The sequence below is a fragment of the Agrobacterium sp. CMT1 genome (assembly GCF_037203725.1).
In the GTDB taxonomy this organism is placed as follows: domain Bacteria; phylum Pseudomonadota; class Alphaproteobacteria; order Rhizobiales; family Rhizobiaceae; genus Agrobacterium; species Agrobacterium pusense.
In genome coordinates, this window is record NZ_JBBCAR010000016.1 from 58,437 (window position 1) to 72,341 (window position 13,905).

General features: G+C 58.7%; 13 protein-coding genes and 1 tRNA gene. 7 read left to right on the top strand and 7 right to left on the bottom strand.

Annotated features, from left to right (window positions below; genetic code table 11):
- Positions 1 to 25 precede the first annotated feature (25 nt).
- Together WA845_RS18355 and WA845_RS18360 are read right to left on the bottom strand one after the other, a co-directional pair.
- Entirely contained in the window at positions 26 to 916 is an 891-nt protein-coding gene (locus WA845_RS18355; protein WP_112554471.1) for a hypothetical protein, read from the bottom strand.
- A gap of 137 nt (positions 917 to 1,053) precedes the next feature.
- Positions 1,054 to 2,181 (bottom strand): S-(hydroxymethyl)glutathione dehydrogenase/class III alcohol dehydrogenase, encoded by a 1,128-nt coding sequence (locus WA845_RS18360; RefSeq protein WP_022556250.1) that lies wholly within the window; start codon positions 2,179 to 2,181, stop codon positions 1,054 to 1,056.
- Between the two features lie 428 nt (positions 2,182 to 2,609).
- Here WA845_RS18360 and WA845_RS18365 point away from each other — a divergent pair, with 428 nt between their 5' ends.
- From WA845_RS18365 to WA845_RS18375, 3 genes are read left to right on the top strand one after another with little or no spacing between them, the layout of a single operon-like run.
- Positions 2,610 to 3,881, top strand: coding sequence for a pilus assembly protein (locus tag WA845_RS18365; RefSeq protein WP_112554469.1), 1,272 nt, complete (start codon positions 2,610 to 2,612; stop codon positions 3,879 to 3,881).
- Positions 3,868 to 4,443 carry a TadE/TadG family type IV pilus assembly protein gene (locus tag WA845_RS18370; RefSeq protein ID WP_112554467.1) on the top strand — a complete coding sequence of 192 codons (576 nt, stop codon included), beginning with the start codon at positions 3,868 to 3,870 and terminating at the stop codon, positions 4,441 to 4,443. The genes WA845_RS18365 and WA845_RS18370 overlap by 14 nt, the downstream gene beginning before the upstream one ends.
- Positions 4,444 to 4,448: 5 nt before the next feature.
- Positions 4,449 to 5,018, top strand: coding sequence for a TadE family protein (locus tag WA845_RS18375; protein ID WP_004442066.1), 570 nt, complete (start codon positions 4,449 to 4,451; stop codon positions 5,016 to 5,018).
- A 35-nt stretch (positions 5,019 to 5,053) separates the two neighbouring features.
- On the opposite strand, the gene trmFO is transcribed toward WA845_RS18375, so the two are convergent.
- The 3 genes from trmFO to WA845_RS18390 all read right to left on the bottom strand — a co-directional run bounded on the left by trmFO (position 5,054) and on the right by WA845_RS18390 (position 7,779).
- Complete coding sequence (gene trmFO, locus WA845_RS18380; protein WP_048902688.1) at positions 5,054 to 6,496, bottom strand: methylenetetrahydrofolate--tRNA-(uracil(54)-C(5))-methyltransferase (FADH(2)-oxidizing) TrmFO; 1,443 nt, start codon at positions 6,494 to 6,496, stop codon at positions 5,054 to 5,056.
- Positions 6,497 to 7,014: 518 nt separating this feature from the next.
- Positions 7,015 to 7,158 carry a DUF1127 domain-containing protein gene (locus tag WA845_RS25305; protein ID WP_003495735.1) on the bottom strand — a complete coding sequence of 48 codons (144 nt, stop codon included), beginning with the start codon at positions 7,156 to 7,158 and terminating at the stop codon, positions 7,015 to 7,017.
- Positions 7,159 to 7,632: 474 nt separating this feature from the next.
- Positions 7,633 to 7,779: a DUF1127 domain-containing protein gene (locus tag WA845_RS18390; protein ID WP_004442060.1), complete on the bottom strand. Its 147-nt coding sequence runs from the start codon at positions 7,777 to 7,779 to the stop codon at positions 7,633 to 7,635.
- A 592-nt stretch (positions 7,780 to 8,371) separates the two neighbouring features.
- Between WA845_RS18390 and WA845_RS18395 the strand changes: the two genes are divergently transcribed.
- From WA845_RS18395 to WA845_RS18410, 4 genes are all read left to right on the top strand, one after another.
- Positions 8,372 to 8,454: transfer RNA gene (locus tag WA845_RS18395), tRNA-Leu, on the top strand.
- A gap of 240 nt (positions 8,455 to 8,694) precedes the next feature.
- The gene (gene tig, locus WA845_RS18400) at positions 8,695 to 10,173 is read left to right on the top strand and encodes a trigger factor (protein WP_112554463.1); all 1,479 of its coding nucleotides are present in this window, start codon (positions 8,695 to 8,697) and stop codon (positions 10,171 to 10,173) included.
- A 204-nt stretch (positions 10,174 to 10,377) separates the two neighbouring features.
- Positions 10,378 to 10,914: an AAA family ATPase gene (locus WA845_RS18405; RefSeq protein ID WP_022556244.1), complete on the top strand. Its 537-nt coding sequence runs from the start codon at positions 10,378 to 10,380 to the stop codon at positions 10,912 to 10,914.
- Positions 10,915 to 11,161: 247 nt separating this feature from the next.
- Positions 11,162 to 11,809, top strand: coding sequence for a hypothetical protein (locus WA845_RS18410; protein ID WP_004442052.1), 648 nt, complete (start codon positions 11,162 to 11,164; stop codon positions 11,807 to 11,809).
- Positions 11,810 to 12,065: 256 nt separating this feature from the next.
- On the opposite strand, the gene sthA is transcribed toward WA845_RS18410, so the two are convergent.
- A complete protein-coding gene (gene sthA / locus WA845_RS18415; RefSeq protein WP_112554660.1) occupies positions 12,066 to 13,469 on the bottom strand; it encodes a Si-specific NAD(P)(+) transhydrogenase in 1,404 nt (467 codons plus the stop codon).
- A gap of 270 nt (positions 13,470 to 13,739) precedes the next feature.
- A complete protein-coding gene (locus WA845_RS18420; protein ID WP_156779244.1) occupies positions 13,740 to 13,904 on the bottom strand; it encodes a hypothetical protein in 165 nt (54 codons plus the stop codon).
- Position 13,905 lies beyond the last annotated feature (1 nt).

Sequence of the window (13,905 nt, forward strand, 5' to 3'; positions counted from 1 at the left end):
GACAACCCTAGCACCACTAAAATACCTAGGGTGGCAATAACACCAACTCTGAGTATGTTTCGTTAATAAATTGTGGGTTCCATGCGCCTTTTACTTGTATCGGCGCAGATTTATGTGCAGCGAAGCCGCCCGCGTTTCGTTCACCCTCGAGTGCAGCCATCGTCATGGCAAATCTGCCGTGGCGAAGGAGATGGCGAGCGATCGCGGCAATGTGTCTTTGTACGACTGCGCGGTCCTCGCAATAGATGAGGCGCGCGGAGGGCGCCCTTTTGGTCGCCGTTTTCAGAAAGACCAGCGGGTAATGACGGCCATCCGCCTGCATGATGGCGACGATGCAGCCGAGGCGCGCGTGATCTTCAAGCATCTCACGCGTCTCGCTGGTCAGCGTACCGGGTTGAGCGGAGGCGAGCGTTATGAGGCGGGCGATCGAGGGGCGCAACGCCTTCAACGGCAGGGGATAAAAAAGCGTGCAATCCGTCACCGTGTGAAAGCCCAGCCTCTCATTCAGCCTGCAGGCTTCGGCCGAGGGGGTGAGGTCGGTGAAGACCTCATCCTCTGAAGACGACGCCATTTGCAGCATGCGCGGCGCGAACCATCTGCAAGCCGGCTCGACATACCAGCTGGACAGATTGACGACGACAGTGCCGGTATCCGGCAGGCGGCTTTTGATTGTCAGCAATACACCGGCGGCGGCGTCACCTTTCATCAGCAATTGCCCGACCGGACCGAGTTGCCGGCGTTCGTGATGTTCGGCAATCAGCGCAAGCCCGCGGGACCAGAAGGCCTCGCTCTTTTCAGGGAAACCTTTCGTCAGAAGACTGATGGCGGCGGCGCGGTTTCCGTTATCGATCGATACGATTTTCAGGGGCGCTCTCCGCTGTCTGGCGTCACTCGGCCTGAGGAAGAGATTTTTCAACCCCACCGCGCGTTATGGGATTACAACGATAGATTTACCGTCCCGTTAATCGCGCTGGCTGCAAGTCCGAAGGAGCGATCACATTTGCATGAATGGGCAGGCGCGCGTGCTGCGCGCCTGCTGACGTTGCCGGCCAATCAGTACACGACGACGCCGCGGATGCTTTCGCCCCTGTGCATCAGGTCGAAGCCCTTGTTGATGTCTTCGAGCGGCATGGTGTGGGTGATCATCGGGTCGATCTGGATCTTGCCTTCCATGTACCAGTCGACGATCTTCGGCACATCCGTGCGGCCGCGCGCGCCGCCGAATGCGGTGCCCATCCAGTTGCGGCCGGTGACGAGCTGGAACGGACGCGTGGAGATTTCCTGGCCAGCACCCGCAACGCCAATGATGACCGACTTGCCCCAGCCGCGATGGGAGGCTTCCAGCGCCTGGCGCATGACCCTGGTATTGCCGGTGCAGTCGAAGGTGTAATCCGCGCCGCCGATCAGGTCGCCGTTGCGCTTGGTCATGTTGACAAGATAGGGGACGATATCGTCGCCGACTTCCTTCGGGTTGACGAAATGCGTCATGCCGAATTTTTCGCCCCAGGCCTTGCGGTCGGGGTTGATGTCAACGCCGATGATCATGTCCGCACCGGCAAGGCGCAGGCCCTGCAGCACGTTGAGGCCGATGCCGCCGAGGCCGAAGACGATGGCCGTGGAGCCGATCTCCACCTTGGCGGTGTTGATGACAGCGCCAATGCCTGTCGTCACGCCGCAGCCGATGTAGCAGACCTTGTCGAAGGGGGCGTCCGGGTTGATCTTGGCGACGGCGATTTCCGGCAGAACCGTGTAGTTCGAGAAGGTCGAGCAGCCCATGTAGTGATGGATCTTGTCCTTGCCGATCGAGAATCGCGAGGTGCCGTCCGGCATCACGCCCTGGCCCTGCGTGGCGCGGATGGAGGTGCAGAGATTGGTCTTGCGCGAGGTGCACGAATAACACTCGCGGCATTCCGGCGTGTAGAGCGGAATGACATGATCGCCCTTCTTGACGGAGGTAACGCCCGGTCCGACATCCACGACGATGCCGGCGCCTTCATGGCCGAGAATGGCCGGAAACAGGCCTTCCGGATCGGCGCCGGAAAGGGTGAAGTCATCGGTGTGGCAGATGCCGGTCGCCTTGACCTCGATCAGCACTTCGCCGGCCCGGGGACCTTCGAGCTGAACGGTCATGACCTCGAGCGGTTTTCCTGCCTGAATGGCAACGGCGGCGCGGACGTCCATATCTTATCTCCTGGCATTGTCTTGTGATTGGATGGGGCTGTTTTGCCCGAGCTTGGCTGGAGGGACAAGGGGCAAGCCCAAGTTTGTGTTTACGCATGTCACCGTGGATGCAAATCCTGTACCGGCGTCACACGCTCATACGCTTCTATCGAAGATAGCTAATTTATTAATGAATAAACTAAGCATATGAATTTGCGTCATATTTTTCAGTTCCGATTGAGCTTTGATTTACGGTTTGCGTGTTAATTGACCCCTGTATTTTCAGTGGTCAGGCGACGTTGCCCGAAAAGCAGCGCCGCAGGCGGCCAAAGAGCTATTTTCAATCAACCGGCGTTAGCCGGATATATTTAGCGTCGCAGAAAGCCAGGCCAGTCGCTTTTCACAGCGCGCCTTTCCCATGGTGATCAGCGACATGAGACGGTGTTTTGATGACGAGCAGGCCGATAAAAAAACCAGCACGGGAAAGGGGAGCGTTTTTCTCGCTGCTCAAGGACCGCAAGGGCGCTTTCGCCATTATGACCGCACTGTTGCTGCCCCTCTTCGTCCTTCTGTTAGGGGTGCTTTTCGAAGGCGGCCGGGCGCTGGTCTATTACAACCAGTCAAAGCGCGTCATGGCGCTGGCCTGCGAACGATCGACCAAGCCCACGCGGACCGATACGCCTGAAGATGAGGACCGCCGGGAAGCCGTGCTTACAACCTTCGATTCGATGATCCAGTCCACAAAACAAAAGGTGATCACCCGCGATGTTGTCATTGACTGGCTGCGCACGGATATGAAGGCGGAGTTCGGCTATAATCTGCTGTTTGCCAAGATGCTCAGCCTCGACGAATTCAAGTATCGTTTGAACTACACTTGCCAGGGCATCCCGCCTTATCCCTATGATGGCGAAGTGCTGGTCAATAATGATTTTGAGAAAACTTCACTCGATAAAGAGCGCGTTCTAAAAAACGGGGTCACCGCAAGGACCCCCGGCGGTTGCTGGGGGGTCTATCGCTATACCGAGATCCGCTGGGACGGCGGGACAGACCCCGGTATCGAATTGCAGGACTGGAGCAGCCCCTGCTGCCGCAAGAATCACGACTGGGATGGCTATCCGGACGGATTTGCGCAGAAAGTTGAGAAAGACAAGGAAACCCTCAACGACAAGGCCTGCGATATCAAAGACACAGACAAGGCGGCCAACACGCGCAGAGATATGGTCGACGACTCCATGGGCAATAATGCGTCCTTGCCGACGCGCTACGTGATCGAACTGGACAGCGACTGGGGCGCGGTGAGGCAGGGAGGGAAAAAGCCCATGAACGCCAACAGCTCCATCTTCAAAAAAGTGGAGCTTCATCCCGGCTACTATGAGATATCCGTGTGGTACAACGGCCGTAAGAGTCATTTCAAGGACCCTTCCAATCCCGGCAAGCTGATTACCGCTGAGCAGACGAACGGCATCGATGTCACCCTGCAGCAGCTTCGGCCACAATTGGGCACTGTAAAACCGGTCTTCAACATGCGGCAGGGACCGGGCATGGAAAATCCCGTCGATCAGGCCATCAAGTGGCGCTATTACCAGAAGAAATTCACGGTCGACACCTACTCCGTATACAAGCTCACCATCGCCGCATCGGGTTTCAGTGACAGCGTCGGCGGCATCATCACCGGGTTCGAACTGAGATATATCGGAAGGTACGGCGATGAGCGCCGGTAACCGCGTCGAAGCTCGACGGCCGAAAAAACGTCCAACGTCCTCTCGTTTCAATAACCGGTGGCTCGGGCATTATCGGCGTTTTGCCGATGACAGGCAGGCGGCAGCAGCGATTGAGGTCGCGATATTGATGCCGTTCTTCCTCATTCTGATCTTCGGGATATTGGAAATCGGTCTGTTGTTCCTTTATCATCTCAACCTGTCGACGGCCACGACTGCAGGCATAGAATATCTTCGTAAAGCGGCGATGCAGCGGGAGCAGGTGACTGCGGACGCGCTTCGGCGTGCGATCGCGGCCAAGTTTATCGGGGCTACGGACACGGAAACCCTGAAGATAACGCTTGCTCCTATAGCCGATGACGACATCGTCGCGACGCCGATCTCCTTCCCCATCGTCAACCGCTTTCAGGCGCCGAACAGTTCTGCCGGCCAATATATACTTGCGATCGGCTACAACTGGAATTTCGTCATGCCGACGACACATCTGCTTGTGCCCAAGTCCGGAGGCGTCCGTCAGCTGCAGAATGTGTCGCTGGCCGTCACGGCCGTACGGGTGACGGAATGATCGGCATGGGTTCACACCGTATCTTCCGGCTCTTCTCCTGCCGATCCGGCGCCGCTGCCGTCGAAATGGGACTTCTGGCGCCGGTCCTCATTCTTTTTCTGGCAGTCATTGTCGAGGTCGGGCGAGGCTGGATCAGTTATGATCGTTTTGTCACCGTGATCGATAATGCGGCCAGATGGTCGGCACGATTTCCGGAGTTCGAGACACGGGTCAGAACCGGTGTGTCCCAATTCGCGATCATCGCGGGCAACGGCATCCTCGCAACGGATAAGCTCAATCTGACTTTGCGAAGCGTTGAGCTGACCGGCGGCACGCCTAAAGAACAATTCAGGCCATATAATTTCTTTGGATCGGCCGAGGACGTGCGATGGCAAAAGGCAGTGACTGACGGTGGATTTGGCCCCAAGGAAGCGATCATCGTTGTCTCCGGCCGCTACAGCTACCAGCCGCTGTTCTCAATCCTCTTTGGAACGACGATCACCTTCGAGCACGTTGCCGCAGTCAATCCCTTCTTCTCAAGGCATTATCCCTATCAGACCGGCAAATCCGATTTTGGCAAATGGAACGTGATGTAACGACGGCGGTCATGCCAGGTTGCCATGTCTCGGCGTCAGTCAGTCGCCGCGCCGCCTTTGGGCGTCGCGAGCCACGCCGCACAATCCTTCAACGCCCGCGCCGCGATCAGCTGACGTTTCATGATCGTCTTGTCCTTGCCGCGAAAACGCTTGACGCCTTCTGGCTTGACGATCGAGCCCGGCTCCAGTTCGGGGAAGAGGCCGAAATTGATGTTCATCGGCTGGAAGGAGCGTTTGCCCGGTTCATCATCGGAAGACAGGTGGCCGCCGGTGATGTGGTTGAGCAGCGAACCGAGCGCGGTGGTGGCCGGCGGCAGGCTCGGGGTTTCGCCCTTTTGCTCGGCGGCGGCGAAGCGGCCGGCGAGGAGGCCGACGGAGGCGCTTTCCACATAACCCTCACAACCGGTGATCTGGCCGGCGAAACGCAGGTCCGGCCGGGATTTCAGCTTCAGCGAGGGGTCAAGCAGGGTGGGGGAATCGATATAGGTGTTGCGGTGCAGGCCGCCGAGGCGCGCGAATTCCGCATTTTCGAGGCCGGGTATCATGCGGAACACATCCGCCTGAACGCCGTATTTCAGCTTCGTCTGGAAACCGACCATGTTGTAGAGCGTGCCGAGCGCATTGTCCTGGCGCAGCTGGACGACGGCATAGGCCTTGACGGTGGGGTTGTGGGCATTGGTGAGGCCCATCGGCTTCATCGGGCCATGGCGCAGCGTTTCGCGTCCGCGCTCGGCCATGATTTCGATCGGCAGGCAGCCGTCGAAATAGGGCGTGCCTTCCCATTCCTTGAAACCGACCGTGTCGCCGGCGATCAGCGCGTCGATGAAGGCGTTATATTGCTGCTCATCCAGGGGGCAGTTGATGTAGTCCTTGCCCGTGCCGCCGGGGCCGACCTTGTCGTAACGCGACTGGTACCAGCAGATATCCATGTTGATGCTGTCGCGGTGGACGATCGGGGCGATGGCGTCGAAAAAGGCGAGCGCATCCTCACCCGTCTCGGCCTGGATGGCGGCGGCGAGATCCGGCGAGGTGAGAGGCCCGGTCGCGATGATCGTGTTGCCCCATTCCTTCGGCGGAAGGCCGTTCACCTCTTCGCGGAGGATCGTCACCAGCGGGTGACCCTCCAGCGTTTTCGTCACGGCCTCGGAAAATCCGTCGCGGTCAACGGCAAGCGCGCCGCCGGCCGGCACCTGGTGTTTATCGGCGCAGGCCATGATCAGCGAGCCGGCAAGCCGCATTTCCGCATGGATGACACCAACCGCATTGGCCGTCGCATCGTCGGAGCGGAAGGAGTTGGAACAGACCAGTTCCGCCAGCGTATCGCCCTTATGCGCATCGGTGCCGCGCACACCGCGCATTTCGTGCAGGATGACGGGAACGCCGCTCTCCGCAATCTGCCATGCGGCTTCCGAGCCGGCCAGCCCGCCGCCGACGACGTGAATGGGAGAAATAGTCTTGTCTTGCATTTCGGTGTCCATGGGCGGCCGCGGGGCCAAGGCTCCCGTCCGGCGGCCGTCATTCGAGTGAGTGTTCCGCGCGGGTCCTAAAAGGACGCGGCATTGTTTGCCGATGCACTAGCATGCATGGCGGGGGCAGCCAAATGGTTTTGGCGGATGGAGGCTGGTGGGCTACGAAGCTCCCGCCGGGATCGAGGAGCAGGCGCGCATTTGAAGCGGGCAGCGGGATGAGGGGGCGAGGTTGGAGATATCAGGGGAGCTAGCCCCCTCATCCCACCCTTCGGGCCACCTTCTCCCCGGCGGGGAGAAGAAACAAGCGGCGATCTCGAACCCGATGTATTTGGCGTAGCGCCCGTATCCGAAATGCCGGCCGGCCCTGTAAAACCGAATGGTGGCGGAAGCCAGGAGTGCATCTTCGAAAAATAGCTGCTTGCAGCGGAAACTCCAGAATCAAAAACGGCGCCAGAGGCGCCGCTTTCTTAACCTGTCGCTCAATCGTCGCGCCCTGGAGGTCGGGCAGCGGGACGATCGTTTACGCCTTAGCGGAACGAACGGGCTGCTACGTTACGGATGTCGTAACGGGTCAGGCCGATGTCGCTCAGAGCCTGGTTGGAGAGGCTGCCGAGTTCGTTGATCGTGCGGCGGTAGGAGATCCAGTTCTTTGCGATGCGGATAGGGTTCATGGTCGTTTCCTCAATCTATCTCTGTTGATTTCGTCTGCCGGCTCAGCGGTTTCTCTGTGCTCTCGGCTGTTGAGGTTTATATATAGACATGAAGCCATGTTGTGCAGTGCAGAATTTAGGCTACTGCCATGCATTTGTGCAGTATGTCGTCTAAATTTGCGGCTTTGGGTATCATATGGGCAAAATATGAGCGGAAATGCCTGCCTTTGAGGCGGCTTTGAAGGATATGGCGGCCTTAGACGGCTTTCGAAGGGGCTCTGCGGCGTGAGAGGGCAATCGGAGCAAGCCCGGACATCATCCTGCCGTACGCCAACACTCGGCATCAATGCATTTATCCGTCGGCCCCAGCAGGCGGTACAGACGAATTGCTTCGAGTTGGGGCGCCACCCAAAACGAAAAAAGGCCAGAGGCGGAAGCCTCAGGCCTTTTTGGGTAGGTCGTTTCGCATCCGCCGCAGAGCGGCGGGGCGTCCAATTAGAAGCCGACGGCGGTCTTGGCGACGCGGCGGATGTCCTGACGGCCAATGCCGAGGTCATTCAGTTCGCGGTCGGTCATGCGGCCGAGTTCGGTTACGGTCTGACGATACTTGCGCCAGTTGGTGAGCGAGCGTGCAATGTTCATTTTCATCTTCCTCTTCGTGCTGTTCAGTCGCCGCGGCCAGCCTTGGGAGGCTTTGGTCCGGGGCTGAACTCGATGTCTGTATGACCACGAATATAATCGGTTTAATCAAAACAAAAACAGACAAAGCAAGATGCCACCTATGCATTAAACGCAATGCAATCCGGTAAAATGCCCCGATTGCGGCGATTCATGCATAATTTGTGACCAATTTGTGTGCTTTTGATGGAGTTATCCGCCTGCAGCCTTGCGGCGGTGCGTCATGCGGCGGCTGCGTGCGGCGGTACCGGCGCCATCATGTGCCCGCCATGCCATATTATATATAATGTCAGTGCAGCCGCGTGTTAGCGTGAAGCGGCCATATGATGGGGGGTCGGTAATCGGGGAGGACGATGGCGCGCTACGCCGCTTTCGTCCCTGTATCCGGAAGGCTTGCCGGTCTTTCGGGTTCCGAAAATCCGTTGGCCGGTCGCGAAAGCGGGTCGGGCCTCCTTCTGCCCAGCCCGGCCGGCAAGAAAAGTCCGGGCGAAACGAAAGGCAGCGGAACGGCGTGCTTGACCCTTTCTGAACATTGTGACATACCGCCGCCCAACGTGCGGGTATGGCGGAATTGGTAGACGCATTGGTTTTAGGTACCAACGCTTCGGCGTGGGAGTTCGAGTCTCTCTACCCGCACCACAAGCAAGGCATGGCTGTGCCACGCTTGCGCCAGAGTGCATCCTTACAGGATGCGGGGAGCTTCGGGGTTCATTTCTCCCCTTTGGTCTTTATTCTCCGGTGCAGGCGTAACGGTGTCCGGCAGGCGCTTGTGTAAGAAATAAGGGAAGCCACGGCCGGGGAACGATGTTTCCGGCGCAGTGCTCGAAAGTAAACCAACGGCTGTCTGAGCACCGCCGCCATGATGTGAAGGTTAGGAAAATGCAGGTTATCGAAACGCTCGCTGAAGGGCTGAAGCGCGAACTCAAGGTCGTTATTCCGGCTGCCGACATGAAGGCCCGCCTGGACGAGCGCCTGGTCGACGCCAAGGACAAGGTTCGCATCAACGGTTTCCGTCCCGGCAAGGTGCCGGTTGGCCACCTGAAGAAGATGTACGGCAAGTCCATCATGGCCGACCTCGTCAACGAGCTGGTTCGTGAAAAGCCGTCCGAAATCCTCTCCAGCCGTGGCGAGAAGTCTGCAACGCAGCCTGCGATCTCCATGACCGAAGACGAGCAGGAAGCTGAAAAGATCCTGTCGGCCGAATCCGACTTCGAATTCACCGTTGCCTACGAAATCATTCCGGCCATCGAACTGAAGGCCAATGACGGCATCAAGGTTACCCGCGAAGTTGTGGAAGTCTCCGAAGACGAAATCAACGAGCAGATCCTCAAGATCGCCGAAAGCGCCCGCACCTACGAGACCAAGAAGGGCAAGGCCGCTGAAGGCGACCGCGTCACCATGAACTACCTCGGCAAGGTCGACGGCGTTGCCTTCGACGGCGGCGCTGCTGAAGACGCTGAACTGGTTCTCGGTTCGGGCCGCTTCATCCCCGGCTTCGAAGACCAGCTGGTTGGCGTCAAGGCCGGCGACGAAAAGACCATCACCGTGACGTTCCCGGCCGATTACCCGGCGGCGAACCTTGCCGGCAAGGAAGCCAACTTCGACATCACCGTCAAGGAAGTTGCTGCCGCCGCTCCGGTTGAAATCAACGACGAACTGGCCGAAAAGCTTGGCCTCGAATCGGCTGAAAAGCTGAAGGAAATCGTCAAGGGTCAGATCGAAAGCCAGTACGGCAACATCACCCGTCAGAAGGTCAAGCGCCAGATCCTCGACCAGCTGGACGAGATGTACAAGTTCGACACGCCGGCTGGCCTGGTTGACGCCGAGTTCGACAACATCTGGCGCCAGATCAACACCGATCTCGCTCAGTCCGGCAAGACCTTCGCTGACGAAGACACGACCGAAGAAGAAGCCCGCGAAGAATATCGCAAGCTGGCTGAACGCCGCGTCCGTCTTGGCCTCGTTCTCTCCGAAATCGGCGAAAAGGCCGGCGTCGAAGTGACCGAAGAGGAAATGCAGCGCGCGCTGTTCCAGCAGCTGCAGCAGTTCCCGGGCCAGCAGAAGGAAATCCTCGATTTCTTCCGCAACACCCCCGGCGCTTCCGCTTCGCTGCGCGCTCCGATCTTCGAAGAAAAGGTCATCGACAAGCTGCTCACCGAAATCTCGGTAACGGACAAGACCGTTTCCAAGGAAGAGCTGCTGGCTGACGACGGCGAAGAAGCCACGGAAACCAAGAAGAAGGCGCCTGCCAAGAAAAAGGCTGCCGCCAAGGCTGACGACGCCTCTGAAGGCGAAGAAGCCGCTCCGAAGAAGAAGGCTCCGGCCAAGAAGAAGGCCGCTGAAGGCGACGCCGAATAATCTTCTTCAGTGCAAGCTGATTTGAATGGAAGGGCCGTGGCGAAAGCTGCGGCCTTTTTGTTTGGTCGTCTTTCTTGTTGGGGTGTGACAGTCACCCGATTCCCAGTCTTCCGACATGGTTATGTCATTCCTGATTGTTATGTTTCAAATCAATGGCCGCCATGTGTCACCGGCCAAAGCGAGGGAGAGCCAGATGGAAGCGCTATGGGTGTCAGAAACTACCTGATTGAGGGTGTCTCCGGTGTCGGCAAGACGTCGGTTGCAACAGAACTTCAGCGACGCGGCCATCATGTGATCCATGGCGATCGGGAACTTGCATATAGGGGCGACCCTGAAACGGGCGCGGCCCTTGATCCAGCTCTGGAGCGCGATGCGGCGGATATGCGTTTCCGTCACAGGCATCATATATGGGATATCGAAAAGGTTCGGCAGATTGCCGCCGATCACGGCCACACGCTCACATTCTTCTGCGGTGGCTCAAGAAATTTTCAGCGTTTTATCGATGTGTTCGATGCGGTCTTCGTTCTCGATCTCGATAGCGAGACCCTGCAAAGACGATTGATCGAGAGGCCCCGGGACGAGTTTGGCGGAAAGCCGGAGGAGCGGGAATTTGTCCTGCAGCTTCATGCGACGAAAGAAGACATTCCCGTTCATGCCACAGTCATCGATTCATCCCCCTCTCTGAATGCTGTCGTGGATGATATCCTCGCGCGTTGCGCGTCACCGATTGAAAAAGAGTAGCGACCGGGCGTCTCGCATCCTTGTTCTGATCACAATGCAGTGCAGCATGATTTTTTGCTGCATATGCTCTTGTTCATCTCCCGTTCATCTGGCACCCTGCGCAGCATGATTTGCCTGGTCGTATCAAGCGGCCGTTCGGGCATTGCGCCGCTTGAATGTGGCTTCATCGCAGCCAAACCATTGGCCTTAGCTTTTACCGTGCTTGCCGGGGTCTCCCGGTGCGCCCTTAATTTGCCAGGGGACAAGTATGTCGCTCCGAACGGGTTCTGCCCTTGTATTATTGTTCTTCACCGCAGCCGCGGCCGCCCATGCCGATGAGGCGGGGCTGATCTGGAAGCCGGTCAAGAATTCCGATCGGTCCTATACGGCGCGCATCGGCGCGAAACTGCCGGTCGATACCCCGATCCGGGCCGGGCTGGAAATGGGCATGAATGCCTCAAAGACGGGGCAGGTGGTGGATACGCCGGTGCGGCTGTGGGGTAATGTCACGTTGCTGGCCGAACAGCTGCCGGGCGTCTCGCTTGCGCGGGATGTCGGCGTCATGTTCAACGCCCTGACAGGGTCGAGCAGCGTTTCCATGACCTCGCAGCAGAAGCGTATCGTTACGCCGGAGCTGGATATCGAGGCGAACCGCAATTTCACCGTGCGGTATGACGGCACGGCGCAGCAATGGAACGGGCTTGATGTCTCACAATCGCTGCGCCTGTCCCGCTCGGAAACCGGCACGGCCTTCGTGCTGACGGGGGCGAGCCGCAACAGTTTCAACGAGTTCAGCAGCGGTGTCGCGGTGGAACAGAAGCTGGGCGATCACCTGACGGTGCGCGGGACGCTGGATCAGGGTTATGCGGATCATTTCCGGCCGGGGGTAAGTGCGCGGTACAGTATTCGGTGGTGAGGGGGCGGGCTGGCTGTATACGGTTAGTTCGCAGGTGAGAAAGTCTCTTTAGGGGCGAAAACCTTTCCTCCGTCATGCCGGGCTTGACCCGGTATCCAGTGACGGCGAGTCGGCGCTGTGAAAGAGTATTTCGCTATCAAAGACTTGATCGCGCTGGACCCCGGCTCAAGGCCGGGATGACGGATGGGGATGCTGTGCTTTCTCAGAAGGCCGATTACGGCAACTCCGCCATCTCAAAAGCCGCCCCCGTGCAACCTCAATCCTTCTTGATCTCACCCATGCGGTTCCACGCATCAAGCCCGGCAATCTTGTAGGCTTCCGCCAGTGTCGGGTAGTTGAACGTATTCTCGACGAAATATTCCACCGTACCTTTCAGGTTCAGAACCGCCTGGCCGATATGCACCAGTTCGGTGGCGCCTTCGCCGACGATATGGACGCCGAGCAGGCGGCGGGTTTTCAGCGAGAAGATCATCTTCAGGAGGCCGCTGTCGAGACCCATGATGTGGCCGCGGGAGGTCTCGCGAAAATGGGCGATACCGCATTCATAGGGAATGTTGCGTTCGATGACTTCCTCTTCCGTCAGGCCGCAGGTGGAGATCTCCGGCACGGCATAGATGCCATAAGGGAAGAACTGCGGCGGTTCGCCGGCCGGTGCCCCAACGGCATGGCGGGCGGCGATGCGGCCCTGTTCCATGGACGTGGAGGCAAGGCTCGGGAAACCGATGATATCGCCGGCTGCATAGATGTTCGGCACGGACGTCTGGAAGGTTTCAGGATCGACTTTCAGGCGGCCGCGGCTGTCGGCTTCCAGCCCGCAGGCCGATAGGTTGAGCGTATCGGTGGCGCCGACACGGCCGGCGGCGAAGAGGACGGTCTCGGCCTTCAGAACGCGGCCATTGCCGAGCGAGACGAGGCACTTGCCGCTCTCGTCGCGCTCCACCTTTTCCGCCTTCTGCCCGAAGATCAGCTTCATGTTGCGGTCGCGCAGCTGATAGGCGAAATCCTCGACGATTTCCTTGTCGATGAATTCGAGCATGGTTTCGCGCGGTTCCACCACCGTCACCTGCGTGTCGAGCGCGCTGAAGATGGTGGCATATTCGATGCCGATGACGCCCGCGCCAACCACGATCATGGAGCGCGGCAGTTCCTTGATTTCGAGAATCTCGTCCGAATCGAGCACCGCTTCGCCATCGAAGGGAATATGCGGCGGCCGGTAGGGGCGGGTGCCGATGGTCAACAGAATGGAAGTGCCGGTGACATTCATGATCTCACCGTCGTTCTTCACCACCTTCACGGTGTTGGCGTCAACGAAGCTTGCCGTGCCGCGAATGTGCTGCACGCGGTTGCGGGCGAACTGGTGTTCCAGCACTTCCACTTCGTGATCCAGGGTGATGAGCAGGCGGCGGCGAAGGTCCTCGGCGTCGATCTCCTGCTTGACGCGATAGGAGCGACCGTAAAAACCGCGCTCGCGCCAGCCGGTGAGATTGAGCGCCGTTTCGCGCAGGGTCTTTGAAGGGATGGTGCCGGTATGCACCGAAACGCCGCCGACGCGGCTGCCTTTCTCGATGACCAGAACCTTCTTTTCGAGCTTGGCGGCCTGAATGGCGGCCCGTCTTCCCGCCGGACCGCTGCCGACAACAATCAGATCGAACTGGTGCATGAAAAACCCCGGAATAGAATGCATTTCGATACCGGATGTCGCATCCGGCATGGCGTCGCCGCGAAATGGTCGTGATGCCATTTTGACGATGGGGAGTGATTCCCCCGTTTGCCTTGCCCGCTAGAGTGCAATGCAACAAACGCCTGCGTCAATCTGTAGCGCAAGAATCTGACGGATTCGTAACTGGGTGGGGATTTTCCGGAGGTTGATTCACAACGGGGCGAAGTGCGTGGGGCGTTACCCCCCTCTGCCCTGCCGGGCATCTCCCCCTCAAGGGGGGAGATCGACCAGAGGGCCTTTCGCCACTTCATCCTCGACATTGAGATGGCCGAAACCCAGCCGCATATCGATCTCCCCCCTTGAGGGGGAGATGCCCGGCAGGGCAGAGGGGGGTGAAGTCCCACGCTCATCGGTCCACTTTCCCGTTTCACCCAAC

Bases quoted from the DNA above. Each gene is read 5' to 3' on its own strand.
- tig (WP_112554463.1), top strand. From the start codon at position 8,695: ATGCAGGTTATCGAAACGCTCGCTGAAGGGCTGAAGCGCGAACTCAAG.
- WA845_RS18410 (WP_004442052.1), top strand. From the start codon at position 11,162: ATGTCGCTCCGAACGGGTTCTGCCCTTGTATTATTGTTCTTCACCGCA.
- trmFO (WP_048902688.1), bottom strand. From the start codon at position 6,496: ATGGACACCGAAATGCAAGACAAGACTATTTCTCCCATTCACGTCGTC.
- WA845_RS18375 (WP_004442066.1), top strand. From the start codon at position 4,449: ATGGGTTCACACCGTATCTTCCGGCTCTTCTCCTGCCGATCCGGCGCC.
- WA845_RS18390 (WP_004442060.1), bottom strand. From the start codon at position 7,779: ATGAACATTGCACGCTCGCTCACCAACTGGCGCAAGTATCGTCAGACC.
- WA845_RS25305 (WP_003495735.1), bottom strand. From the start codon at position 7,158: ATGAACCCTATCCGCATCGCAAAGAACTGGATCTCCTACCGCCGCACG.
- WA845_RS18370 (WP_112554467.1), top strand. From the start codon at position 3,868: ATGAGCGCCGGTAACCGCGTCGAAGCTCGACGGCCGAAAAAACGTCCA.
- sthA (WP_112554660.1), bottom strand. From the start codon at position 13,469: ATGCACCAGTTCGATCTGATTGTTGTCGGCAGCGGTCCGGCGGGAAGA.
- WA845_RS18405 (WP_022556244.1), top strand. From the start codon at position 10,378: ATGGGTGTCAGAAACTACCTGATTGAGGGTGTCTCCGGTGTCGGCAAG.
- WA845_RS18365 (WP_112554469.1), top strand. From the start codon at position 2,610: ATGACGAGCAGGCCGATAAAAAAACCAGCACGGGAAAGGGGAGCGTTT.
- WA845_RS18360 (WP_022556250.1), bottom strand. From the start codon at position 2,181: ATGGACGTCCGCGCCGCCGTTGCCATTCAGGCAGGAAAACCGCTCGAG.